Source organism: Streptomyces sp. NPDC020747 (assembly GCF_044334695.1).
Taxonomy (GTDB): domain Bacteria; phylum Actinomycetota; class Actinomycetes; order Streptomycetales; family Streptomycetaceae; genus Streptomyces.
Map to the genome: position 1 here is coordinate 357,627 of NZ_JBIRTJ010000002.1, position 22,474 is coordinate 380,100.

Annotated in this window: 22 protein-coding genes and 1 pseudogene; 12 read left to right on the forward strand and 11 right to left on the reverse strand. The window is 70.0% G+C overall.

Annotation, left to right across the window (positions count from 1 at the left end):
• Positions 1–182: 182 nt before the first annotated feature.
• Complete coding sequence (locus tag ACH4YP_RS06660) at positions 183–749, forward strand: TetR/AcrR family transcriptional regulator (protein WP_398489669.1); 567 nt, start codon at positions 183–185, stop codon at positions 747–749.
• Positions 750–879: 130 nt separating this feature from the next.
• Here the strand turns inward: ACH4YP_RS06660 and ACH4YP_RS06665 are convergent, their stop codons facing one another.
• From ACH4YP_RS06665 to ACH4YP_RS06675, 3 genes are all read right to left on the reverse strand, one after another.
• Positions 880–1,803 carry a DUF5829 family protein gene (locus tag ACH4YP_RS06665; RefSeq protein ID WP_361068661.1) on the reverse strand — a complete coding sequence of 308 codons (924 nt, stop codon included), beginning with the start codon at positions 1,801–1,803 and terminating at the stop codon, positions 880–882.
• Between the two features lie 217 nt (positions 1,804–2,020).
• The gene (locus ACH4YP_RS06670; RefSeq protein WP_398489670.1) at positions 2,021–2,593 is read right to left on the reverse strand and encodes a DUF4291 domain-containing protein; all 573 of its coding nucleotides are present in this window, start codon (positions 2,591–2,593) and stop codon (positions 2,021–2,023) included.
• The gene (locus ACH4YP_RS06675; protein ID WP_398489671.1) at positions 2,565–3,206 is read right to left on the reverse strand and encodes a hypothetical protein; all 642 of its coding nucleotides are present in this window, start codon (positions 3,204–3,206) and stop codon (positions 2,565–2,567) included. Before ACH4YP_RS06675 ends, ACH4YP_RS06670 begins: the two co-directional genes overlap by 29 nt.
• Before the next feature lie 66 nt (positions 3,207–3,272).
• Between ACH4YP_RS06675 and ACH4YP_RS06680 the strand changes: the two genes are divergently transcribed.
• From ACH4YP_RS06680 to ACH4YP_RS06690, 3 genes are all read left to right on the forward strand, one after another.
• The gene (locus tag ACH4YP_RS06680) at positions 3,273–3,947 is read left to right on the forward strand and encodes a hypothetical protein (RefSeq protein WP_398489672.1); all 675 of its coding nucleotides are present in this window, start codon (positions 3,273–3,275) and stop codon (positions 3,945–3,947) included.
• A gap of 114 nt (positions 3,948–4,061) precedes the next feature.
• The gene (locus ACH4YP_RS06685) at positions 4,062–4,448 is read left to right on the forward strand and encodes a hypothetical protein (RefSeq protein WP_398489673.1); all 387 of its coding nucleotides are present in this window, start codon (positions 4,062–4,064) and stop codon (positions 4,446–4,448) included.
• A gap of 310 nt (positions 4,449–4,758) precedes the next feature.
• On the forward strand, positions 4,759–5,382 hold the full coding sequence (locus tag ACH4YP_RS06690; RefSeq protein WP_398490054.1) for a hypothetical protein: 624 nt from the start codon (positions 4,759–4,761) through the stop codon (positions 5,380–5,382).
• Positions 5,383–5,441: 59 nt separating this feature from the next.
• On the opposite strand, the pseudogene ACH4YP_RS06695 reads toward ACH4YP_RS06690, so the two are convergent.
• Positions 5,442–5,588 (reverse strand): annotated as a pseudogene (locus ACH4YP_RS06695) (DUF4291 family protein); the annotation flags it as partial.
• Positions 5,589–6,496: 908 nt separating this feature from the next.
• Here ACH4YP_RS06695 and msrA point away from each other — a divergent pair.
• The gene (gene msrA, locus ACH4YP_RS06700) at positions 6,497–7,009 is read left to right on the forward strand and encodes a peptide-methionine (S)-S-oxide reductase MsrA (RefSeq protein ID WP_361068611.1); all 513 of its coding nucleotides are present in this window, start codon (positions 6,497–6,499) and stop codon (positions 7,007–7,009) included.
• 94 nt (positions 7,010–7,103) lie between these two features.
• On the opposite strand, the gene ACH4YP_RS06705 is transcribed toward msrA, so the two are convergent.
• A complete protein-coding gene (locus ACH4YP_RS06705; RefSeq protein ID WP_361068614.1) occupies positions 7,104–8,225 on the reverse strand; it encodes a hypothetical protein in 1,122 nt (373 codons plus the stop codon).
• 206 nt (positions 8,226–8,431) lie between these two features.
• On the opposite strand from ACH4YP_RS06705, the gene ACH4YP_RS06710 reads away from it, so the two are divergent.
• A complete protein-coding gene (locus ACH4YP_RS06710) occupies positions 8,432–9,586 on the forward strand; it encodes a cystathionine gamma-synthase (protein WP_361068617.1) in 1,155 nt (384 codons plus the stop codon).
• Between the two features lie 12 nt (positions 9,587–9,598).
• Here the strand turns inward: ACH4YP_RS06710 and ACH4YP_RS06715 are convergent, their stop codons facing one another.
• From ACH4YP_RS06715 to ACH4YP_RS06725, 3 genes are all read right to left on the reverse strand, one after another.
• Positions 9,599–9,850 (reverse strand): hypothetical protein, encoded by a 252-nt coding sequence (locus ACH4YP_RS06715; RefSeq protein ID WP_398489675.1) that lies wholly within the window; start codon positions 9,848–9,850, stop codon positions 9,599–9,601.
• A complete protein-coding gene (locus tag ACH4YP_RS06720) occupies positions 9,847–10,356 on the reverse strand; it encodes a sigma factor-like helix-turn-helix DNA-binding protein (protein ID WP_361068620.1) in 510 nt (169 codons plus the stop codon). Before ACH4YP_RS06720 ends, ACH4YP_RS06715 begins: the two co-directional genes overlap by 4 nt.
• Before the next feature lie 140 nt (positions 10,357–10,496).
• Positions 10,497–10,997 carry a MarR family winged helix-turn-helix transcriptional regulator gene (locus ACH4YP_RS06725; protein ID WP_398490026.1) on the reverse strand — a complete coding sequence of 167 codons (501 nt, stop codon included), beginning with the start codon at positions 10,995–10,997 and terminating at the stop codon, positions 10,497–10,499.
• A 162-nt stretch (positions 10,998–11,159) separates the two neighbouring features.
• Here ACH4YP_RS06725 and ilvA point away from each other — a divergent pair, with 162 nt between their 5' ends.
• From ilvA to ACH4YP_RS06740, 3 genes are all read left to right on the forward strand, one after another.
• Positions 11,160–12,389, forward strand: a complete 1,230-nt coding sequence (ilvA, locus tag ACH4YP_RS06730; protein ID WP_361068623.1) for a threonine ammonia-lyase — start codon at positions 11,160–11,162, stop codon at positions 12,387–12,389.
• A 175-nt stretch (positions 12,390–12,564) separates the two neighbouring features.
• Positions 12,565–13,593, forward strand: coding sequence for an ATP-binding cassette domain-containing protein (locus ACH4YP_RS06735; RefSeq protein WP_361068630.1), 1,029 nt, complete (start codon positions 12,565–12,567; stop codon positions 13,591–13,593).
• Positions 13,590–14,447 (forward strand): ABC transporter permease, encoded by an 858-nt coding sequence (locus ACH4YP_RS06740; RefSeq protein WP_143636790.1) that lies wholly within the window; start codon positions 13,590–13,592, stop codon positions 14,445–14,447. Before ACH4YP_RS06735 ends, ACH4YP_RS06740 begins: the two co-directional genes overlap by 4 nt.
• A gap of 117 nt (positions 14,448–14,564) precedes the next feature.
• Here ACH4YP_RS06740 and greA read toward each other — a convergent pair whose 3' ends face one another.
• Together greA and ACH4YP_RS06750 are read right to left on the reverse strand one after the other, a co-directional pair.
• The gene (gene greA / locus ACH4YP_RS06745; protein ID WP_361068634.1) at positions 14,565–15,062 is read right to left on the reverse strand and encodes a transcription elongation factor GreA; all 498 of its coding nucleotides are present in this window, start codon (positions 15,060–15,062) and stop codon (positions 14,565–14,567) included.
• A 190-nt stretch (positions 15,063–15,252) separates the two neighbouring features.
• Positions 15,253–15,645 (reverse strand): DUF4307 domain-containing protein, encoded by a 393-nt coding sequence (locus tag ACH4YP_RS06750; protein WP_361068636.1) that lies wholly within the window; start codon positions 15,643–15,645, stop codon positions 15,253–15,255.
• 125 nt (positions 15,646–15,770) lie between these two features.
• Between ACH4YP_RS06750 and mca the strand changes: the two genes are divergently transcribed.
• On the forward strand, positions 15,771–16,652 hold the full coding sequence (mca, locus tag ACH4YP_RS06755) for a mycothiol conjugate amidase Mca (protein ID WP_398489676.1): 882 nt from the start codon (positions 15,771–15,773) through the stop codon (positions 16,650–16,652).
• Complete coding sequence (locus ACH4YP_RS06760; RefSeq protein ID WP_361068643.1) at positions 16,645–16,911, forward strand: hypothetical protein; 267 nt, start codon at positions 16,645–16,647, stop codon at positions 16,909–16,911. Before mca ends, ACH4YP_RS06760 begins: the two co-directional genes overlap by 8 nt.
• 143 nt (positions 16,912–17,054) lie before the next feature.
• On the opposite strand, the gene ACH4YP_RS06765 is transcribed toward ACH4YP_RS06760, so the two are convergent.
• Entirely contained in the window at positions 17,055–20,258 is a 3,204-nt protein-coding gene (locus ACH4YP_RS06765) for a tetratricopeptide repeat protein (protein WP_398489677.1), read from the reverse strand.
• A 183-nt stretch (positions 20,259–20,441) separates the two neighbouring features.
• Here ACH4YP_RS06765 and ACH4YP_RS06770 point away from each other — a divergent pair, with 183 nt between their 5' ends.
• Complete coding sequence (locus tag ACH4YP_RS06770) at positions 20,442–22,472, forward strand: thioredoxin domain-containing protein (protein WP_398489678.1); 2,031 nt, start codon at positions 20,442–20,444, stop codon at positions 22,470–22,472.
• The last annotated feature ends 2 nt before the right edge of the window (positions 22,473–22,474 follow it).

Genomic DNA, 22,474 nt, shown 5'->3' on the forward strand with positions numbered 1-22,474 from the left:
GTCGACCGTCCTGGCCACGGGCGCCCGAGTTACGGGCACACGGGGCGCACGCAATACGCGCATTGCACGCATTGCACGCAATACATGCAATGCCCGGCCGTGCGGCGAACGAGTCGATGACAGTGACTGACATCAACCGTAGCATCTGATGTCAGTCACTGTCATCGAGTACGATCTGCGATATGAGTCGATGGGAGCCGGACGCGCGCGGGCGGCTTGAGAAGGCGGCGCTGGACCTCTACAGCGAGCGCGGGTACGAGCAGACGACCGCCGCGCAGATCGCCGAGCGCGCGGGGCTGACCGAGCGGACGTTCTTCCGGCACTACGCCGACAAGCGCGAGGTGCTGTTCGGGGGTTCGCAGGCGCTGGAGCAGGCCTTCGTGGACACGCTCGCCGACACCCCGCACACGGCGGCGCCGATCGACGCGATGGCCACGACACTGGAGAGCGTCGCCGCCTTCTTCCTGGAGCGCCACGAGCACTCCCGACAGCGCCAGGCCGTGATCGCGGCCAACGCGGAGCTCCGCGAGCGCGAGCTGATCAAGCTCGCCTCCCTGTCCGCGGCCCTCACCGCCACACTCCACCGACGCGGCCTCAAGGACCCGGCCGCGACCCTCACCGCGGAGGCTGGCATAACCGTCTTCAAGGTCGGCTTCGACCGCTGGGTCGGCGGCAACGGGGACCGCCCCCTGGCAGACTTCCTGCGCGAGTCACTCAAGGAACTCAAGACGGTGGCGGCGGGCGGGTGACCGCTGGCGTGGCTGGACGAGTCAGGCCCGCCGGGGCGGGTCGCTCTCGTCCGAAGCGGCCCGCGCCACGTTCCAGATGTGAGTGGGCGTGCCCTCGTCGAGGGCACGCCCACTGAGTACCGCTCTCCGCCTACTTGGTGCCGTTGGCGGCGAACGTCCATACGGCGCGGCTGCCCGGGCCGACGACGAGGGTCGAGTGGCCGATCCGCTCCACGTGCCGGTCCTTCACGGGCCGGTTGAGCGACAGTTCGATCCGCTGCAGGCCCGCCTGCTCGCGCGGGACGGCGTCGAACCGAATCGTGGTGCCGCCACGCTCCGCGACGACGCCACCGTCGCCCACGGTCCGGACGGCGAACCCGCCGGCCCGCAACAGCGGCACGTTGTCGGCGAGGTCGCCTTCGGTGACCGCGAGGCGGACAGAGGTCACGTCACGCATCAGATGGGTGCGGTAGTCGTCGGACAGGTAGCGTTCCCGGCCGACGTCACCGGGGAAGCTCGCCGGCTCGGTGTTGCCGCGCGGGTCGGCGAAGTACTCCGGCCGGTACTCCATCGCCCAGGCCCCGAAGGCGTCGTACTCGAGGGTGGTGAGGATGGCGTCGAACCACGGCACCGGGACACCGTCACCGAAGTCACGCGTCTGGAGGAACTCGACGGGGTCGGCGACTCCCTCGTCCCTCAGCCGCTCGGTGACCGTCGCCAGGTCCCCCGCCCGCTCGGTCGAGAGGCCGAGCCCGGCGGAGCCGAGGGTGCCGTCCTGGCCGGCGATGTCACCGACGCCGAACAGTTCGAGGTAGGTCTCACGGCCCATCAGATAGCGGCCGGTCCAGGTCTGTCCGCCGGTACCGGTCGTCGTACGGACCTGGAAGTTGGCGAAGTCCCGCAGGTAGTCGGAGTGCTCGATGGCGTCGGCGGTCTCCCGGTCGAGGACACCGTAGGAGTGGTTGTAGAACAGCAACTGCCGATCGTGCGACGACCGGCCGCTCCCCTCGGCCTGCGCGATCCCCACACCACCCCCGACCGCACCGGCGAGGGCCGCAGCGAGCACGATGATCATCCGTAATGTCCGGCGAATCAGCATGCGAGGGATCGTAGGACGGGGAACACACGAACGCCGTTCATTTCGAACGAGGCCGAATTGACCGAAACGTGATGTCGGGCGAGCCGCTGCTTCCCTGGCCTCGGGGCCATGGCACCGATGTCGATCCGGTACCGGCGAGCCTGTGCTGCCATGTGATCCACGGTCGGCAGCCGGCCGCGTGGTGAGCGCCTGCTCACGGACGCAGGTCGGCCAGTAGTTCGTCAGCGGCAGGGTAGGGGCGCTCCTCGGGCAGCAGCCGGGCTGCGGAGACCAGGTCGCCGCCGCTGACGAGCGTGTGGACCTCGTGGGCAAGTGGAGTCACGTCGCTGATGCCGACCGTCCACTCGTCCGCGTAACGCCTCACGGCCTCACCGCAGAGCCCGAGTTGGAGCGAGCGGTACGTCAGGGGGCGCAGGCGCAGATCACGCTCGGGGTCCCACTGGACGCGGGCCGGGGCCTGCTTGACCTGCCGCTGCCAGGTGGCACGGTCGGGGTGCACTCCGCGCACGTAACTCGACAGAACCGCGTGCCGCAGCGCCCACTCGAAGCCTTCGCGAGTGATCTCGACGGCCAGGACGGTTTCCTGCCCCGCCTTCGCGCCCCAGCCGCAGCGGTACATCATCCAGAGGAAGGACGGCTTGATCCACGTCAAGCCGCGCTCACAGACCTTTTGGCTCGTGTGGTTGCGGGCCCACGTCGCGGGCTGGTCGGCTCTGAGGGCCGCTGAAGTTGCTGTGCTAGAGGCGGCGGGTCCACAGAGATACATCACTGCTTGTCGCGACGGCAATGGTCTCTCCGGAGGGAGAGAAGCCGAAGGCTCGAAGTTCCGAGTATGTGGAGTGGAAGATGTGCCACCACTGTTCTTCGTAGGGGCCTGAGTGGGGAAGTCCGCCGTCGACCGATAGCAGCACACGATCGTTGGGCCATGCCGGGGTGATTGCCTCCAGTGTCCAGCCGTCCTCGGTCGTGGTGTGCAACCCTCCGCCGAAGAGCCCTGCGATGCGTACGCGGCTGTCGGCGATCGGCCCCAGCCCGGGGCACGTCAGGTCGGCGACCGAATCGGGGGTGCTGTCCTCGGGATCGGGTTCGCGCTCCCTGGCGATCTTCTCCCCGGTGACGGCGTCGAATAGGCCGTGGCCGTCGCTGGAGACGACCATCACCAGGTCATGACCGCTGTCGGGATGCGACGCGAAGCCGATCCCGAGCAGTCCGCCGACAGGGATGCCGTACTCATACTCGAAGACGGGCCGCCAGGGTTCAGGTGCGGGTACCACAGGGGCGGCGAGGAGGCGATCCCGCAGGGCCTGTTGGTACGGGGAAAGTCCCTGTTCGGGAACGACTTGCTCCACCGGGTCCGCCCTATTGAGCCGCTTCGTCACCTCGTTATGATCTCGCGTCGGTGACTGCCCCGCACAACCGGGCAGGGCAGTTGAGAAGATCACGACATGACGGCTTCCGATGAACATCCCCCCGATGGCTGGGCCTTTCTTGGGATCGGCGACCCGCTCCTGGTCGCCCACGACGAGCGGCGCGGCCTTCTGGCGGTGGCCGGCACGCATGTGCACGGCAGAACCGCGCCGGTCGCGGTCTACGACAGCCGCTCCTTCGTCCGCAGAGCGCTCATCCGCTCACGCTTCCCCGTACACGCGATTGCCTTCCACCCCCGGCGTCCGCTGCTCGCGGTAGGCACCGGCAGGTACGACGGTGGCTACTTCTTCGAGGGCGAGCTACTGCTTCTGCACCTCAAGACGGGCGAGGTCACCTCTCTCATCGAGCACGAACTCGGTCGGCAGATTCTGGGCCTGGAGTGGCTCGATGAACAGTCACTCCGTGTCCTCATGGCACCGCCCGACGACTGGCGGGACGAAGCAGCGCACGAGGGCGGAAACGTCGCCGTGGTGGGCCGGACCGACTGGACCGCCATCCCTGCGCGGTCGCTCAACGGTCGGGACCTGGCCGGCCCCCGGGTCCCGGCCCCGCGGCCGGACCTCCGCGAGGCAGCGCAGCGAGCAACGGCCGAATTGCGCTCCCTGTGGCAAGCCCAACGAGCCGTTCCTTCGGAGAATCTTGTGAGGGGGCATGTGCACCAGGGGGATGACACGCAGCATTTCGGTCAATGACGGAGTCCGTGAACGCGCGCATCCGCGGTCGGTGGAGCGCGCTGCTCCCGAGCGATGACCGGCAATCTTGGCAGGCAGGCATCGTGAGGGTTCGACGCTTAAGGAGTGACGCCCATGAGACTGGTCTCAGACCCCGAGTACGGCGAAGTAGATCTCTCCGCCTCGGCGGAGGAGCTGACTGGGTTGGCGAGCGCGGTGGCTCAAGGCGAGGGGCTGCTCAGCTCCGCCTATCCGTCGGACGGCAACACCTTGGCCGGGATCGAGGTCCGAGGTACTTCCGGCCCGGGCGTTCTCATCCACCGGGACCCCGAGCGGCAGATCCTCGTGATCAGCGGTGACTCCGCGAGCAGGACAGTACTCGCGGAGAATCTGCAGGCCATGGCCACTGCCGAGGACGGCGGTCACCTCCACGTCGACTACTTCCCTGGGCACTTCTACCTCGCCGAAGGGTCACTGCCCTTGGTGGTCAACAGCCCGCATGGAGGCATGCCAACCCGGTGAGAGAGCAGTTGGCCGCTGCGACCCGCGACCTCTCGCCGTGAACGCGGTGTGACGATCCAGGTCAAGCCTGCTCGTAAAGCATTTGCCGGACTGGGCCGGTTCCAGACAGGCCTGCGTGTCCAGAGAGACAGGTCGCTGCTCGCAACGGCAATGGTCTGACCGGAGGGAGAGAAACTGGCGGCTCGGAACTCGGAGTAGCTGGCGTGGAGAGACTGCATCCTGCCCTCTACGGGGCACTGGCCACCTCCACTACTGACCTACCGGCAAACTCGGGTGCCTGCCCATGTAGGCGCTGTTACGGTGCCGCCTCGTGAGTACGGACATCCATGGCGGTATCGAGTTTCGTCACCCCGGCGTTGACACCGACTACTACGACGGCGAGCCGTGGGTAGCTGCCATGGATCTTTGGCCGTTGTATGACCAGACCGACTACGCGGCCTTCGGCTGCCTCTTCGGAGTGCGCAACTACGCGGGCTTCCAACCGCTGGCACCAGACCGCGGTCTGCCCGTCGATCTGTCGAGCGGGATGTGTTCGCAGTTGGGGTCCTGGGGTGCGGCGGGCGACCTTCACAGCGCCAGCTGGGTCAGCTGGGCGGAGATCGCTTCGATGGATCTCGTGACCGCTTCTGATCAGTTCATGGGCCGGCTGACCTGGCACACGAAATCGCTGCCATCGACACTGCACCAACAACTCGTTTCCGATCCCTGGCCGCCGGAGACTCTGTCCGCGGTTGGCGTGCCGCCCGCGAACCTGCGCAGCGTGACGGAACGCGTGGAGTGGACCACTGACGATGTGATGTGCACGTACGAACCGCTGACCGTCGGTGCTGTCCTGGGCCCCGAAACGCACTGGCCACATGTCTTCGCTGTGATGAAGGCTCTGGCAGGCCGCTTCGGTGATGACGGCGTTCGCTTGGTCGTGGCGTTCGACTGAGCCGACCTTCCCCGGCGGGCTGCTGTGAGCATGGATGGGGTCTGTGAACGCCGCTTGGTGACCCACGTCATCCGTTCCCGTTTCCACTCCGGAGGGAAACGCCCCTCCCGGGCGGCGGGTTGGCCGATGTGCGGGGAGTACGCCTGGTACACGGTGACTGTGGATGCCGTGTGGGCCGCCCGGATGCCGCGGTGAGGTTCTTCCATGGTCTACAGCGTGGGGTCGGCCAGTGCGGTCGGCCACTGGTTTTCGACTGGTGGTCCTCTTGGGGGAGAGCCGGTCGCAGCGTGGTGTGAGTTGTTGGTGCCGCGACCGGGCTCTTGAGGTGCGGGGCGGATCGCCTGCTTGAGGGGTGTTGCCGGGGTTCAGTGACGTGGGAGTACGAGCCGGGCCGCCAGTCTGCTCTTGCCCACGGCCCGACAGCGCGCATGGGCTGAGCAGTTGATGCCCAGGAGGAGAGTCCGGTCGAAGCGGGACCAGGTTCGGCCGCCGTCGGTTGTGACGTCGCTTCCGTCAGGGCCGGCGGCGATCGCGGTGCTCCTGCGGCCGGGTATCCAAGTGACGCCGTTCTTGAACCCGGTCGGAGTGCCACCGAGCGCCCACGAGGTGCCGCCATCGGACGTACGGGCGATCTCACCCAGGTCGATGTTGCTGCTGGGGTCGAAATCGCCGCCCGCGGCCAGGCCGTCCCCTGCGGTTCCGGAAGGACAGTGAGGCGATGTTCGTCGCCGTACCGGGTAGAGGATTTTCGGACACCGTCCAGGTCCTGCCTCCGTCGCGGCTGTGGAACACCTGCGGATCGCGGCCGCCACCGCTGACGCCGGTCGTCCCGAACCGGGCGTCAAGCGCTGCTCCCATCCCAGGGGCGCCAGCCGTCGAAGGACGGGAGGAACATGCGCAAGAAGTACTGTTCCCGCCGACCGGGCAGGGTGCACCGGTCCCGCCTGGTCCGGGATGCCGTGTTCCCGCTCCGGCGGTAACGGCCGGTTGGGCGGGTACGGAATCGCCCGGAACCCTCGCGCGTTGAGGACAGTGGGTAAGGGATGCCGGTGGTGTGCGAGCCGATGACCCCGAGTGACCGAGCTGACGGATACAGACATTGGAAGGGGCCGTAATGGCTGCGCAGACGCAGAGGGCCGTACTGGCGGGCGGATGCTTCTGGGGGATGGAGGAGCTGATCCGCCGACTCCCGGGTGTGACGGGGACCCGGGTGGGCTACACCGGAGGTGACGTGCCGAACGCGACGTACCGCAACCACGGCACGCACGCGGAGGCCATCGAGATCCTCTTCGACCCCGAGAAGACCGACTACCGCGCGCTCCTGGAGTTCTTCTTCCAGATCCACGACCCGAGCACCAAGAACCGCCAGGGCAACGACATCGGCCTCAGCTACCGCTCGGCGATCTACTACGTGGACGACGAGCAGAAGCGGATCGCCGAGGACACGATCGCGGACGTGGACGCCTCCGGACTGTGGCCGGACAAGGTCGTCACCGAGGTGGAGCCGGTCGGCCCCTTCTGGGAGGCCGAGCCCGAGCACCAGGACTACCTGCAGCGTTACCCGGACGGCTACACCTGCCACTTCCCGCGCCCGGGATGGCGGCTCCCCGCCCGCACGGAGGGCTGACCACGAGACGGCCCGGCGAAGGCGGAGGCTCTGCCGGGCCGAGACTCCGCAGCCGGGCCGTGCTTGTCCTTGTGCGCCCGGAAACCGTCTCCGCTCAGTGCGGCAGCGTCGCCGGGCTCCCCCCGTTCGCCTCGTAGCCGCCCACCGCCAGTGCGCGGTACACCGCGTAGTCCGCCGCCGGGTCGGATGTCAGGGTCCAGGGCAGGGCTCCTACGTGGCCGTCGACGTGGATCAGCTGGGTCATCGCCTCCGACCAGCGTTCGCCGCGGACCAGGAAGCAGACCAGCAGGTGGCGGACGTGGGCGAGCATCGGGTCGTCGGGGCGGGCCGAGTGGACCGCGTAGAGGGCGCCGTGGACCGCCTTGGTCACGACCTCGCTCTGGTAGAAGCCGCTGACCAGGTTCACCTCGGGGAGGTGCTCGAAGACGGCGAAGAGGGGCATGGCCGCCAGGAGGGAACCCTGGGGCGCCCGGGCCGCCGCCGCCTCCGCGAAGGAGTACGCCTCCTCGCGCGAGCCGTGCCACTTCTCGCACCAGTAGTGCAGCGCCGCCAGATGCGCCCCCATGTGCGCGGGCGCGCGGTCCAGGATCTTCAGCCAGACCTTCTCGAACTCGGCCTGGGGATAGGCGAGTCCACGGCCCACGGAGAGCTCGATGACGTACGGGATCGGGTCGCCCGGAGACAGCAGCGCGGCATCGCCGCAGGCCGCCCTCGCCTCCTCCATGATGATCCGGAACTCGTCCGTCCCCGGCGACGACGTACGCCACGCCTGCTGCACCAGGAACTCCGCGTGCACGGCGGCGCCGCCCGCGTCCTTGGGCTGCTCGGCCCGCCACACCCGCAGCCACTGCCCGCCGGGGGAGTCGCTCACCCCGCCGGGGCGCTGCTGCAGCTCCAGCGACGCGGCGCCCGCGAAGGCCTGCACGCGCTGCCAGCGCCGCTCGCCCTCGATCTCGGTGCCGGCCAGGAGCTGCGACGCCGCCCGGTGGTCCTGGGTGCGCTGCACGAGGTCCAGGACCTCCAGCAGGTCCTGGTCGGGTCCGGGCATGCGGATGTCCAGCTCCTCCTGGCGCAGGAAGCCGTAGTTCGCCGGGTCGGCCGCGTCGGGGTCGCCCGGGGCGACCTGCTGGATACCACCGGCACGCCTGCGCAGAAGGAACGGCCAGAGGATGAGGCTCACCATGAGCATCGCCATCAGGACCCAGAGAATCTCCATGCCTCAAGCGAACCAGACTGGCCCGACAAATGACGAACCCGGTCGCCGCTCCTGTGGAAACTGCTCGGCGGTTCCTGTGGAAAACCGCCGAACGCACCCGAAAACCGCCGCACGCCCCCCGGAAACCGCAGGACGTGCCCTGGTCCCAGGCCCCTCCCACGCCCCGTGCCGTCACTTTCCCCGCGAGCGCATTACCCTCGGTGCCCATGAGCGACAGGCACATCAGCCAGCACTTCGAAACCGTGGCGATCCACGCGGGCAACACCGCCGATCCCCTCACCGGCGCGGTCGTCCCGCCGATCTACCAGGTTTCGACCTACAAGCAGGACGGCGTCGGCGGTCTGCGCGGCGGCTACGAGTACAGCCGCAGCGCCAACCCCACCAGGACCGCCCTGGAGGAGAACCTCGCCGCCCTGGAGGGCGGCCGCCGCGGGCTCGCGTTCGCGTCCGGACTGGCGGCCGAGGACTGCCTGTTGCGTACGCTGCTCAGCCCGGGCGACCACGTGGTCATCCCCAATGACGCGTACGGCGGTACGTTCCGCCTCTTCGCGAAGGTCGTCTCCCGGTGGGGCGTGGAGTGGTCGGTCGCCGACACCAGCGACCCCGCGGCCGTGCGAGCGGCCCTCACCCCGAAGACGAAGGCCGTCTGGGTGGAGACCCCCTCCAACCCCCTCCTCGGCATCACCGACATCGCGGCGCTCTCGCAGATCGCGCGCGAGGCCGGCGCGAAGCTGGTCGTCGACAACACCTTCGCCAGCCCCTACCTCCAGCAGCCGCTCGCGCTCGGCGCGGACGTCGTCGTGCACTCGCTGACCAAGTACATGGGCGGCCACTCGGACGTCGTCGGCGGCGCGCTCGTGGTCGCCGACCAGGCGCTGGGCGAGGAGCTCGCCTACCACCAGAACGCGATGGGCGCGGTCGCCGGTCCCATGGACGCCTGGCTGGTGCTGCGCGGCATCAAGACGCTCGCCGTCCGCATGGACCGGCACAGCGAGAACGCCACCCAGGTGGCGGAGATGCTCACCCGGCACGCGCGCGTGACACGCGTTCTGTACCCGGGCCTCCCGGAGCACCCCGGTCACGAGATCGCCGCCAAGCAGATGAAGTCGTTCGGCGGCATGGTCTCCTTCCAGGTCGAGGGCGGCGAGGAGGCGGCTGTCGAGGTCTGCAACCGCGCCAAGGTGTTCACGCTGGGCGAGTCCCTGGGCGGCGTCGAGTCCCTGATCGAGCACCCCGGGCGCATGACGCACGCGTCCGTGGCCGGGTCCCTCCTGGAGGTCCCCGCCGACCTCGTACGCCTCTCCGTAGGCATCGAGAACATCGACGACCTCCTCCAGGACCTCAAGCAGGCCCTGAACTAGTCATCGACGGGCTCACCACCCGGTCAGCGGTGGAGTCGTCTCCGACGGCGGCTCCACCCACGGCTGGGCCAGCGACGCCCACACCACGAAGGCCACGACCGCCGCGAACAGCACCAGCCAGAACAACCGCCTCGCCGCTCTCCGGCGGCGCAGCATCCGCCCGCCCCGGCGCAGCGCCTCCCCGTACAGATCGGGCGGTACGGGCCGCTGCGGCTCCTCCAGAATCCGGCGGACGTCCGCCTCCCTGCGGCTCATCGAGCTCATGACGGGGCCACCTTCGCGATCACCGGAGCGGCCTCCCGCGGCGGATGCAGCAGCGTCGCCATGGCACGCGCGCAGATCGCCCGTACGCGCTCCGTGGGCAGCCCCAGCAGCGCCGCGGCCTGCTCCTCGGCGACGCCCTCGTACATGCGCAGCACGAGGATCAGCCGTTCCTGGGGCGTGAGGCAGTACAGGACGCTGTCGGATTTCGGGCGGCTCCGGGGGTGTGCCCGGCCCAGGCCGCCGTACTGATGCCACGCCCCGCGCGCGAAGCGCACGGCAAGCTGCTGCCGGGTCCGGTCGTACGGGTCCTCGCCGTGCAGCCGGTCCCAGGTGGCGTACGTATGGGCGAGGGATGCCGTGAGCAGGCGCCGCGCGCGTGGGTTGTCGTCCGGGGGCTCCGCCGTGAGCAGCGTGGCGGCATGCAGCAGCCGCCCTGCCGCGCCCGCGACGAACGCCTCGAACTCCCGGGCCCGGCGGGCGTTCTGGGACGCCTGCCGCTCTCGCACCGCGCCTCCCGGCTGAGGGAAACCGGGCCCTTGGGACGTACGCCGAGGACAGCCGCGTACGACAGGACCCGGTCTCATATGAGGCCAGGCGTGGGTCTCCGGTCAAGAGGCCGGGGCCGATGCGGTGCGCGCGGGGTGTTTCAGGAAGGCTCCGGTGCCTCCGCGGAGGGCGACGCGGCCATGCGGGCGGAGAGCGCGAGGTTGAACCGGGTGAGCAGCGTGCAGAAGGCCTCGCGCTCCTCGGGGTCCCACTCCTGGGTCAGCTCCGCCATCAACTGGCGCCTTGAGGACCGCACTTCCTCCAGGCGGGAGAGCCCGCGCGGGGACAGCTGGAGTACCACGGCACGTCCGTCCTCCGGGTGGGAGGTGCGCTTGACGAGTCCGGTGTCGACGAGCGGGGCGACCTGACGGGTGACCGTCGACGAGTCGATGCCCATGCTCGCGGCGAGGGCCTTGACGCCCATCGGCCCCTCCTTGTCGAGGCGGTTGAGCAGCAGGTACGCGGCACGGTCCATGGAGTTGCGCACCTGGCCGACCCCGCCGAGCCGGGTCTGTTCGGCACGGCGCGCGAACACCGCCACCTCGTGCTGCAGCGCTTCGAGAAGACCGGGGTCACCGACGGTCGTCATGTCCATCGACATTTCAGGTGTTGTGGGCATGGCCGGAGGCTCTATTCATGCGTGGGGCTGGGTTGGGGGACAGAGTACGCGGACGGGGGGCGGGCCGTACCTGCGCTGAGCAAACCGGTCTCGGACGTTGGTCACAGCCGGTGTGGCGCCGTGTGAACTGCGAGACTGGTGGTCATGAGCTACCGCACGGCTGACTCCTTGCCGCTGGTGACCCTCGACGATGTACGCGGCGCCCAGAAGATGCTCGCGGGCGTGGCGCGGATGACCGCCATGGAGGGCAGCAGGTACCTGTCCCGGCTGGTGGGCGCGCCGGTCCACTTCAAGTGCGAGAACCTCCAGCGGACGGGTTCGTTCAAGCTGCGCGGCGCGTACGTGCGGATCGCCGGGCTGCTCCCCGAGGAGCGGGCCGCGGGCGTGGTCGCGGCGAGCGCGGGGAACCACGCGCAGGGCGTCGCCCTCGCCTCCTCCCTGCTGGGAGTGCGCTCCACGGTGTTCATGCCCAAGGGCGCCCCGCTGCCGAAGGTCGCGGCGACCCGGCACTACGGCGCCGAGGTGCGCGCGCACGGCACGGTGGTGGACGAGACGCTGGCCGCCGCGCAGGAGTACGCGGCCGAGACGGGCGCCGTCTTCATCCACCCCTTCGACCATCCCGACATCATCGCCGGGCAGGGCACGGTCGGCCTGGAGATCCTGGAGCAGTGCCCCGAGGTGCGCACGATCGTCGTCGGGATCGGCGGCGGCGGTCTCGCCGCGGGCATCGCGGTCGCCGTGAAGGCGCTGCGGCCCGACGTGCGGATCGTGGGGGTGCAGGCGGCGGGCGCGGCCGCGTACCCGCCCTCGCTGGCGGCCGGGCGTCCGCTGTCCATCGAGAACCCCGCGACGATGGCCGACGGCATCAAGGTCGGGCGGCCCGGTGACGTGCCGTTCGGGATCATCGGCGACCTGGTGGACGAGATCCGTACGGTCTCCGAGAACGATCTGTCCAGCGCGTTGCTGCTCTGCCTGGAGCGGGCCAAGCTGGTCGTCGAGCCGGCCGGTGCGAGTCCCGTCGCCGCGCTGCTGAGCGAGCCGGAGGCCTTCGAGGGCCCGGTCGTGGCGCTGCTGTCCGGCGGGAACGTGGACCCGCTGCTGATACAGCGCATCCTGCGCCACGGCATGGCCGCGGGCGGCCGCTACCTCGCGGTCACGCTGCGGCTGACGGACCGCCCCGGCGCCCTGGCCACGCTCCTCGGGGTGTTGTCAGTGGTGGACGCTAACGTCCTCGATGTGAGCCACGTACGGACCGACCCACGGCTCGGGCTCACGGAGGTGGAGGTCGAGCTGCATCTGGAGACCAAGGGACCGGAGCACTGTGCCGAGGTGAACTCCGCGCTGCGGAAGGCGGGTTACACGATCATCGACTGAGGTCGGATCGGCTGTCGCCCCGGTTGGAATAATCCGTTGAGAAACGCGATACATCGCGTTATGGTGTGTCTCTGGTCACAGGTCCGCCTCGTCGTCGACCCGCTCGTCGGACGGGGCAAACCTGAGAAAACTAGCCTCTTTTCGTAGGATCACCAACCACTTTTCGGAGACTCATATGCCAGGCGCCATCTACGCCGAAGGCCTGGTGAAGACCTTCGGCGACGTAAGGGCTCTGGACGGCGTCGATCTCGATGTCCCGGAGGGCACCGTCCTCGGCCTGCTCGGGCCGAACGGCGCGGGAAAGACCACCACGGTCCGCTGCCTCACCACCCTGCTCCGGCCCGACAGCGGCAAGGCCGTCGTCGCGGGCATCGACGTGCTGAAACAGCCGAACGAGGTGCGGCGCTCGATCGGCCTGTCCGGCCAGTTCGCCGCGGTCGACGAGTACCTGACGGGCCGCGAGAACCTCCACATGGTCGGCCAGCTCTACCAGATGCGGGCGAAGCAGGCCAAGGTCCGTGCGGTCGAGCTGCTTGAGCAGTTCCACCTCACCGACGCCGCCGACCGCCCCGCCAAGACGTACTCCGGCGGTATGCGCCGCCGGCTCGACCTCGCGGCGGCGCTCGTCGTCTCGCCACCGGTCATGTTCATGGACGAGCCGACGACCGGCCTCGACCCACGCAACCGCCAGCAGCTGTGGGAGGTCATCAAGGACCTGGTCTCGGGCGGCACGACACTGCTGCTCACCACCCAGTACCTCGAAGAGGCAGACCACCTGGCGCACGAGATCGCCGTGGTCGACCAGGGCCGCGTCATCGCCCGGGGAACCGCCGACCAGCTCAAGGCCCGCACCGGCGGCGAGCGCGTCGAGGTCGTCGTGCACGAACGCGAGCACATCGAGACGGCGTCCGAGGTGCTGCGCGGCTTCGGCAAGGGCGACACCACCGTCGAGCAGCACACCCGCAAGCTGACCGTCCCCGTCACCGGTGGCGCGAAGCTCCTCGCGGAGGTCATCCGCGAGCTGGACACCCGCGGCATCGAGATCGACGACATCGGTCTGCGCCGCCCCACCCTCGACGACGTCTTCCTCTCGCTGACGGGCCACCACGCCGAGGCGGAGGACCAGGAGAACGGCACGGACGAGGACGCCAAGGGCGGCAAGGGCAAGAAGGACGACAAGGACGACAAGGAGGCCGTCAAGTGAGCGCCGTCACCGACGCCGTACGGACCGCCGCCCCGGGAGGCTCGTTCGGCCAGTCCGTCCGGGACTCGCTGGTCGTGGCAAAGCGGAACCTAATTCGGATGACCAGAATTCCCGAAATGATCCTGTTCGGGCTGATCCAGCCAGTGATGTTCGTGGTGCTGTTCACGTACGTCTTCGGCGGCTCGATGCAGATCGGGGACACCACCAACCCGGACGTCTACAAGAACTTCCTGATGGCCGGCATCTTCGCCCAGACCGTCACCTTCGCCACCGCGGGCGCCGGGGCGGGCATCGCGGACGACATGCACAAGGGCCTCATCGACCGGTTCCGCTCGCTGCCCATGGCGCGTGGCGCGGTACTGACCGGCCGCACCGTCGCGGATCTCGTCCAGACGGCCCTGACACTGCTCGTCCTCGCGATGGTCGCGCTGCTCGTGGGCTGGCGTCCCGGCTCCATGGAGCCGACCAACTTCGGGAAGATCATGGGCGGCTTCGGCCTGCTCCTGCTGCTCGGGTACGCGTTCACCTGGATCGGCGCGCTGATCGGACTGTCCGTGCGCACCCCGGAGGCGGCGACCTCGGGCGGTCTGATCTGGCTCTTTCCGGTGACGTTCCTGTCCAACGCCTTCGTGGACTCCAGCAAGATGACGCCCTGGCTGCGTCACATCGCCGACTGGAACCCGTTCAGCGCGACCGTTCAGGCGTGCCGCAAGCTCTTCGGCGACCCGGGCCTGTCGACGTCCGGCGCCTGGCCCATGCAGCACCCGGTCTGGGCCTCGCTGATCTACTCGGTCCTGATCGTCGTCATCTTCCGGACGCTGGCGGTGCGGAAGTACCGCTCGGCGGCGGCCTGAGGCGCGGCGGTCTCCCGGACATGGTGAAGCCCCCGGAGCATGGGCACCGGGGGCTCACCAGGGGCGACGCGTTGGACGGGTCGCGAGGCGCATGGATTGCGCGACGCGACGCGAGAACTACGCGGCGTACGGCCTGGCCTCCAGGATCGTCACCGAGGCCAGCTTGCCGTTCGGCAGCTCGTACTCGGCGTCCTGGCCGATCTTCTTGCCGTTCACGCCGGAGCCCAGCGGGGACTGCGGCGAGTACGTCTCGATGTTCGAGCTCGCGTACTCACGCGAGGCGAGCAGGAACGTGAGCGTGTCGTCCTTGTCGCCGTCGAAGGCGATGGTCACGACCATGCCGGGCGCGACCGCGCCGCCGGCCGCCGGGGCCTCGCCCACCTTGGCGTTCTCCAGGAGCTGGGTCAGCTGGCGCACACGGAGCTCCTGCTTGCCCTGCTCCTCCTTGGCCGCGTGGTACCCGCCGTTCTCGCGCAGATCGCCTTCCTCGCGCGCAGCCGCGATCTTGGCGGCGATCTCCGTGCGCGCAGGACCAGACAGGTGATCCAGCTCGGCCTTGAGCTGGTTGTACGCCTCCTGGGTCAGCCAGGTGACGTTCTCGCTGGTCTGGGTCACAGGTGCTCCTCGTAGGTACTGGGAATACAAAGCATCGCCCTACCCAGAAGAATGTTCCTTCACGGGTGGGCGAAACCACGAGCCTAACAATTCACGGCCCAAAGGGGGAGGACATAAGCCGTCAGAAATACGTCGGCGCAGGTCAACGGCCAGTTGTCCAGGGCGACATCCGTCAGCGGCGGGACGGGACTCAGTCCGCGTGGCAGCCGAGGAGTTCCGCGGTCGTGCCGGGGGCCGTCGTCCGCAGAGTGACGGCCTTGTCGATGCGGGTGGAGTCCTGGTCGAAGCGGAAGTCCGCGCGGCCCACCTCGGCGCCGCTCTCGGCCTGCGAGCGGATCGTGCAGTAGCCGCTCGCGTCGGCGTCCTTGCGGACCTCCAGATGCACCTTCACCGAGGTGTCCGAGAGGTCGTAGGTGATGATCTCGGCGCTGATCTTGTTGCCGCCGACGTAGTAGTAGGCGAAGTAGCCGACCAGGGCGAGCAGGGCCGCCCCCAGCACCGCACCGACGATCCTGAGCCTGCGGTCGGCGTGCCCGTCCGTGGAGCGGCCGTACCGGCCCTCGGGCAGCTGCACCGTACTCATGATCGTCCTCTCCGGCGTGAGCGCGCGGGGATCGGGGCCCGGAATTATTGGCCCGCCGATTCGGTCACTATAGAAGCGCCGATCGCGCCGTTTTACACCGGGCGCCGACTTACGAGGATTGAGTCTTGACTGACCAGCTGCGACTGATGGCCGTCCACGCCCACCCCGACGACGAGTCGTCGAAGGGCGCGGCCACCATGGCGAAGTACGTGTCCGAGGGGGTGGACGTGCTGGTCGTGACCTGCACGGGCGGGGAGCGCGGCTCCATCCTCAATCCGAAGCTTCAGGGGGACAAGTACGTCGAGGAGCACATCCACGAGGTACGCAAGAAGGAGATGGACGAGGCCCGCGAGATCCTCGGCGTCAAGCAGGAGTGGCTCGGCTTCGTGGACTCGGGCCTGCCCGAGGGCGACCCGCTGCCGCCGCTGCCCGAGGGCTGCTTCGCCTTGGAGGACGTCGACAAGGCGGCCGGTGAGCTGGTCCGCAAGATCCGCGCCTTCTGCCCGCAGGTGATCACCACCTACGACGAGAACGGCGGGTATCCGCACCCGGACCACATCATGACCCACAAGATCTCGATGGTGGCGTTCGAGGGCGCGGCGGACACCGAGAAGTACCCGGAGTCGGAGTTCGGCCCGGCCTTCCAGCCGCGGAAGCTCTACTACAACCAGGGCTTCAACCGCCCGCGCACCGAGGCGCTGCACAACGCGATGCTGGAGCGCGGCCTGGAGTCGCCGTACGGGGACTGGCTGAAGCGCTGGGACGAGTTCGAGCGCACCGAGCGGATCCTGACCACGCACGTCCCGTGCGCCGACTTCTACGAGATCCGCGACAAGGCCCTCATCGCCCACGCCACGCAGATCGACCCCGACGGCGGCTGGTTCCGGGTCCCGATGGACCTCCAGCGGAAGGTCTGGCCGACCGAGGAGTACGAGCTGGCGAAGTCCCTCGTCGATACGTCCCTCCCCGAGGACGACCTCTTCGCGGGCATCCGCGACAATGCCTGACATGAGCGCAAGCCTGGCACTGACACATCTCGTCCCCCTCGCCAAGGAGGTCGACGAGAACAAGGTCACCCCCGGTGTCCTCGGCTTCATCGTCTTCGCGGTGATGGCCCTGGCCGTGTGGGGGCTGATGAAGTCCATGAACCGGCAGCTGGGAAGGGTCGACTTCACCGAGGAGGCCGACCCGAAGGCGGCCCCCTCCGAGCCGGAACCGGCCGGTCCGGCCGGCTCCGGAGGGAAGACCTCGCCCGCCAAGGGCTGAGCCCGGCGGGGCCCGATCGGGCGGCCGAGGCCCTGATGCGGTGACATGCCACAGGCGTCACCGCGTCAGGATCCGCGTGCGCCTGAGCGCCTCACGCCCTGCCCGGGTGCCTCGACCCGACACGGGCCCGGGGCCCGGGTGCCTCACACCCGACGGGCCGACACCGCCACCCCCATGACCTCCCGCGCATGCCGGTTCGGCACCATGCCGAGTCGCCATGCCTGCCAGCCGGCCTCCAGGTCGGCTCCCCGTTCCAGGAGCAGCTGGTACGCCTCGATGTAGTCGTCCAGCTTTCCGTCGCGGGTCGGGTGGCCGGTGCGGGAGAGCTGGGTCAGCTCCTCCTGGGCCACCGCCGTGCCGACCTCCACACCGCCCGGGGAGGCGTACGGCAACAGCGTGCAGCGCAGGAAGCGGGACCAGTCCTCGCCGCGGCGGTCGCCGTAGGAGGCGAAGAGGGACGCGGCCTCGTCGCAGAGACCGAGGGCCGGCTGGGTACGGGCGTTGCCGGCGTCGACCACCGCCAGTTCCAGGCAGGTCCAGGCCTCGCCGTGGGCGACGCCGATCCGCTGGAAGTCGGCCCGCGCGTCCACCAGGAGCTGGCGGGCGAAGCCCGAGTTCCGCAGTGAGCCGGTCTGGGCGGCACGCTGGTCGCGGGTCACCCGGGCCGAGTGGTGGCGGGCGCACGCCAGGCCGTACACGTCGCGGATGCGGGAGAACATCGTCCGCGAGCGTTCCAGTTCACGGACCGCCTGGTCGAGGTTGCCGGTCTCCTCCAGAGCCTGGCCGAGGTAGTACACCGTCCACGCCTCGCCCCGCGAGTCCTCGTTGTCGCGGTGGCGGGAGGCCGCCTGGCGCAGGCCGTCCACCGCGGAGGACGGGTCGCCGTCGACCAGCCGGGCCCGGGCGAGCTGGGTGAGGGCCCAGGCCTCGCCGCGGGCGTCGCGCGTGCGGCCGTACAGATCGAGGGCCTCGCGCAGCTCGGACTCGGCGCGCGGTACGTCGCCCATGCGCAGCCCCAGCTGGCCGAGCTGGAAGTGGGCCCACGCCTCGCCGTGCACGGACTCGCCCTCGCGGTGCAGGACCAGGGCCTGGGTCAGGAGGTCGAGCGCCTCGCGCAGTCTCGCGCGGTCCCGCTCCACCGCCGCCAGCGCGTGCATCGTCCAGGCGCGGTCCGCCGAGAGCTCGGGGGAGGCCTGGAGATCCATGGCCTCCTGGAGCTTCGCCGCCGCCTCCGTGAGATTGCCCTGGTGGTGGAGGGTGATCCCGAGCGAGCAGAGCGCCCGCGCCGCGCCCGCGTCGTGGTGCGCCTCGAAGTAGAGGTCCACCACGGAGGCCAGTTGGGTACGCGCCTTGTCGAGCTCGCCGAGCTGGCGGGCCGCGATGCCCGTACGCCACTGGACCGAGCGCACCAGCAGCCCCTGGTCGACGGCCTGCGTCAACTCGCTGATCTCGCCCAGGCGGTAGAGGTCGCCGCGCAGCAGGCAGTAGTCGCACAGCGCGCCCAGGAGGTTGAGCACCGTCGCCTGGTTGACGCCCTCCGCGTGCCGCAGGGCCGCCGTGATGAAGCTCGACTCGTCGTCCAGCCAGCGCAGGGCCGCGTCCAGCGAGGTGAAGCCGTGCGGGCCGAACTGGTCGGCGCGGGTGGACGTCTTGCCGTCGACCAGGCGGATCACCGAGTCCGCGAGCTCCGCGTAGTTCGCGATGAGACGTTCCTGCGCGGCCGTGCGCTCGGACGGCTCCTCCTCGTCGAGGAGGCGGGCCTGCGCGAAGGCGCGTACGAGATCGTGCAGGCGGTAACGGCTGCCGCGGACATGGTCGATGAGGCCCGCGCGGGAGAGTGCCTCCAGGTGGCGGGTCGCCTCCGGCTCGTCCGTCGCGAGCAGGGCGGCCGCAGCCGCCGCGCCCAGCGAGGCGCGGCCCGCCAGCGCGAGCCGTCGCAGCAGCCGCCTGGCCGTGTCCGACTGGTCCGTGTAGCGCAGCCACAGCACCCGCTCCACCGGCTCGACCGGGCCGTACGCCGCCAGGTCGGCGGCGAGCCGGCTCGGTGTGCGCGGGCCGAGCGACGAGCCCGCGATGCGCAGCGCCAGCGGCAGGCCGCCGCACAACTCCCTTACCCGGTCGGTGGATTCGGCGTCGTACGGGGAGGAGTCGTCCTGTGCCGCCGCCTTCAGGAGTTCCTCGGCGCCGGGCGCGGTCAGCGGCTCCACCGCCAACTGGTGCACCCAGGCGGGGAGATCGGCGGGCAGGTCGAGGGGTTTGCGGGCGGTGACCACGACGAGGCTGTCGGAGCGCTCGGGCACGAGCGTGCGCACCTGCTCCACATCGCTCGCGTCGTTGAGCACGATCGTCACCGGGAGGCCGGTCAGATGCTTGTGGTAGAGCTCGGCGAGCCGCCTGACCTGCTGGTCCTGCGAGGAACGCTCACGGAACAGCAACTGCTCGCGGGGCGCGCCGAGTCGGTTGAGCAGGTGCAGCAGCGCGTCGCGGGTCGTCAGCGGCGACTCCTCCGGGCTGTCGCCGCGCAGGTCCACCACGCACGCGCCGCGGAACTGGTCCTTCAGCTCGTGTGCCGCCCGGACCGCGAGGGTGCTGCGGCCGGAGCCGGGCGTGCCGTGCAGCACGACCACCGTCGGCCTGGTCTCCGTGCTGGCACGGGCCGCGTGCACCCACTGCGCGACCCGCAGCAGCTCCTGCCGACGGCCCGCGAACGGACCGACCGGCTCGGGAAGCTGGCCGAACGACTGCTCCAGGACACTCCGTCTGCGGGCCGCCGCGCTCTTGTCCGTACGCCGCAGCTGGGGCGCCCCCTTCTTCGCGCCGGTGGACGCGATGAGGACGCGCTGCTGGTCGAAGAACGGCCGGATGCCGCGAACCTCCAGGGCGGTCAGCCACGTCAGGCGCAGCTGTTCCGGGCCGCCGGGCTGCCCGAGGGCCCCCGCCCGGCGGCTCGCGGCAGGCAGATGAGAGGCCGTCACCTTCGCCACCGTGGCCGCGGCGCCCGCGACGCCGACGACCACGCCGGCGGCCACCGCCGTGCCCGTGCCGATGCCGAGAGCCAGGTCCGCGACGACGGCCGCGAGTGCGGCAACTGCGGCCACCAGCAGGGGAGTTCCGGCGCCCTCGCGGGCGTACCGCTGGCCGAAGGTGAGCCGGCCCGCCTCCGCCTCGTCCAGCGCCGAGGCGAACGCCTCGTACTCCTCCGCGGCGGTCTGGGCCATCGTGTCCAGAGAGGCCCGGGCCCGCGACAGGAGCGCGCCCCCGTCGGCCCGCCCGCCCGAGCGCCGGACCTCCTCCTCCACGGCCCGCACCAACAGCCGTTCGGCCTCCGCCCGATGGCTGTCCCGCATATCGCGTCCCCCTCCGCCAGTAACGGCTTTCTTGGTCAAGTGTCCTGCGGATGGGCGGGGAAGGCGAGAGAGTCAGCCTCTGTCATGACCACGCCCAACCGGATTGCGTCGGACCCATCACCTACCCCCGGCGCGCACAGGTGATCCGCATTGCCCACCGGGTACTGCGGCAGGATGGACCCCATGCCGAACCGACTGGCCCACGAGACGTCCCCCTACCTCCTCCAGCACGCCGACAACCCCGTCGACTGGTGGCCCTGGTCGGCCGAGGCCTTCGAGGAGGCGCGCAAGAGCGGCAAACCGGTTCTGCTGAGCGTCGGGTATTCAAGCTGCCACTGGTGTCACGTCATGGCGCACGAGTCGTTCGAGGACCAGGAGACCGCCGACTACCTCAACGCGCACTTCGTCAACATCAAGGTCGACCGCGAGGAGCGCCCCGACGTCGACGCCGTCTACATGGAGGCCGTGCAGGCGGCGACCGGGCAGGGTGGCTGGCCCATGACGGTCTTCCTCACGCCCGACGCCGAGCCGTTCTACTTCGGTACCTACTTCCCGCCCGTGCCCCGGCAGGGGAGTCCCTCGTTCCGGCAGGTTCTCGAAGGCGTGCACAGCGCGTGGACCGACCGGCGGGACGAGGTCGCGGAGGTCGCCGAGAAGATCGTGCGGGACCTGGCGGGCCGGGAGATCGCGTTCGGCGACACCCAGGTGCCCGGCGAGGAGGATCTCGCGGGGGCGCTGCTCGGCCTCACCCGGGACTACGACGCCGGGAACGGCGGCTTCGGCGGGGCGCCCAAGTTCCCGCCGTCGATGGCGATCGAGTTCTTGCTGCGGCACCACGCCCGCACCGGCTCGGAGGGCGCGCTGCAGATGGCCGCCGACACGTGCGAGCGGATGGCGCGCGGGGGAATCTACGACCAGCTCGGCGGTGGCTTCGCCCGCTACTCCGTCGATCGCGAGTGGGTCGTGCCCCACTTCGAGAAGATGCTGTACGACAACGCCCTGCTGTGCCGGGTGTACGCGCACCTGTGGCGGGCCACCGGGTCCGACCTCGCCCGCCGTGTCGCCCTGGAGACGGCCGACTTCATGGTCCGTGAACTCCGTACGAACGAGGGCGGGTTCGCCTCCGCGCTCGACGCCGACAGCGATGACGGGAACGGCAGGCACGTCGAGGGCGCGTACTACGTCTGGACACCCGCGCAGCTCCGTGAGGTGCTCGGGGAGCGGGACGCCGGACTCGCCGCCGACTACTTCGGCGTGACCGAGGAGGGCACCTTCGAGGAGGGGGCCTCCGTCCTCCAGCTCCCGCAGCGCGAGGGCGTGTTCGACGCGGAGCGGATCGCCTCCGTCCGGGCGCGGCTCCTCGAAGCGCGCGGCGGACGACCCGCCCCCGGCCGGGACGACAAGGTCGTCGCCGCCTGGAACGGTCTCGCGATCGCCGCCCTCGCCGAGACCGGCGCGTACTTCGACCGCCCCGACCTGATCGAGGCGGCACTCGGTGCCGCCGACCTCCTCGTCCGGCTCCACCTGGACGAGCACGCCCGGCTGGCCCGTACCAGCAGGGACGGTCGCGTCGGCGCCAACGCGGGTGTGCTGGAGGACTACGCGGACGTCTCGGAGGGCTTCCTCGCGCTCGCCTCGGTGACCGGTGAGGGCGTCTGGCTGGAATTCGCCGGTTTCCTGCTCGACCACGTCCTCGTGCAGTTCACCGACGAGGAGTCAGGCACGCTGTACGACACGGCCGCTGACGCCGAGAAGCTCATCCGCCGCCCGCAGGATCCGACCGACAACGCCACGCCCTCGGGCTGGAGCGCGGCCGCCGGCGCGCTGCTGAGCTACGCCGCCCAGACCGGCGCCGAGCCCCACCGGGCGGCCGCGGAGCGGGCGTTGGGCGTCGTCAAGGCGCTCGGCCCGCGCGCCCCGCGCTTCATCGGCTGGGGTCTCGCCACCGCCGAGGCGTTGCTCGACGGGCCGCGCGAGGTGGCCGTGGTCGGGCCGGTCGACGATCCGGCGACCAAGGAGCTCCACCGGGCCGCGCTCCTCGCCACCGCGCCCGGCGCGGTCGTCGCCGTGGGCGCTCCTGACAGTGACGAACTCCCTTTGCTCGTGGAACGATCGCTCGTGCACGGTGAACCAACCGCGTATGTCTGCCGTAACTTCACTTGTGACGCTCCGACGACCGAAGTCGACCGTCTCCGGGAGGCGTTGGGGCGCTGAGC

What these genes read in the sequence shown, in the direction of transcription:
- ACH4YP_RS06660 (WP_398489669.1), top strand. Translation starts at nt 183, where the DNA reads ATGAGTCGATGGGAGCCGGACGCGCGCGGGCGGCTTGAGAAGGCGGCG.
- ACH4YP_RS06665 (WP_361068661.1), bottom strand. Translation starts at nt 1,803, where the DNA reads ATGATCATCGTGCTCGCTGCGGCCCTCGCCGGTGCGGTCGGGGGTGGT.
- ACH4YP_RS06670 (WP_398489670.1), bottom strand. Translation starts at nt 2,593, where the DNA reads ATGTATCTCTGTGGACCCGCCGCCTCTAGCACAGCAACTTCAGCGGCC.
- ACH4YP_RS06680 (WP_398489672.1), top strand. Translation starts at nt 3,273, where the DNA reads ATGACGGCTTCCGATGAACATCCCCCCGATGGCTGGGCCTTTCTTGGG.
- ACH4YP_RS06685 (WP_398489673.1), top strand. Translation starts at nt 4,062, where the DNA reads ATGAGACTGGTCTCAGACCCCGAGTACGGCGAAGTAGATCTCTCCGCC.
- msrA (WP_361068611.1), top strand. Translation starts at nt 6,497, where the DNA reads ATGGCTGCGCAGACGCAGAGGGCCGTACTGGCGGGCGGATGCTTCTGG.
- ACH4YP_RS06705 (WP_361068614.1), bottom strand. Translation starts at nt 8,225, where the DNA reads ATGGAGATTCTCTGGGTCCTGATGGCGATGCTCATGGTGAGCCTCATC.
- ACH4YP_RS06710 (WP_361068617.1), top strand. Translation starts at nt 8,432, where the DNA reads ATGAGCGACAGGCACATCAGCCAGCACTTCGAAACCGTGGCGATCCAC.
- ACH4YP_RS06715 (WP_398489675.1), bottom strand. Translation starts at nt 9,850, where the DNA reads ATGAGCTCGATGAGCCGCAGGGAGGCGGACGTCCGCCGGATTCTGGAG.
- ACH4YP_RS06725 (WP_398490026.1), bottom strand. Translation starts at nt 10,997, where the DNA reads ATGTCGATGGACATGACGACCGTCGGTGACCCCGGTCTTCTCGAAGCG.
- ilvA (WP_361068623.1), top strand. Translation starts at nt 11,160, where the DNA reads ATGAGCTACCGCACGGCTGACTCCTTGCCGCTGGTGACCCTCGACGAT.
- ACH4YP_RS06735 (WP_361068630.1), top strand. Translation starts at nt 12,565, where the DNA reads ATGCCAGGCGCCATCTACGCCGAAGGCCTGGTGAAGACCTTCGGCGAC.
- ACH4YP_RS06750 (WP_361068636.1), bottom strand. Translation starts at nt 15,645, where the DNA reads ATGAGTACGGTGCAGCTGCCCGAGGGCCGGTACGGCCGCTCCACGGAC.
- ACH4YP_RS06760 (WP_361068643.1), top strand. Translation starts at nt 16,645, where the DNA reads ATGCCTGACATGAGCGCAAGCCTGGCACTGACACATCTCGTCCCCCTC.
- ACH4YP_RS06765 (WP_398489677.1), bottom strand. Translation starts at nt 20,258, where the DNA reads ATGCGGGACAGCCATCGGGCGGAGGCCGAACGGCTGTTGGTGCGGGCC.
- ACH4YP_RS06770 (WP_398489678.1), top strand. Translation starts at nt 20,442, where the DNA reads ATGCCGAACCGACTGGCCCACGAGACGTCCCCCTACCTCCTCCAGCAC.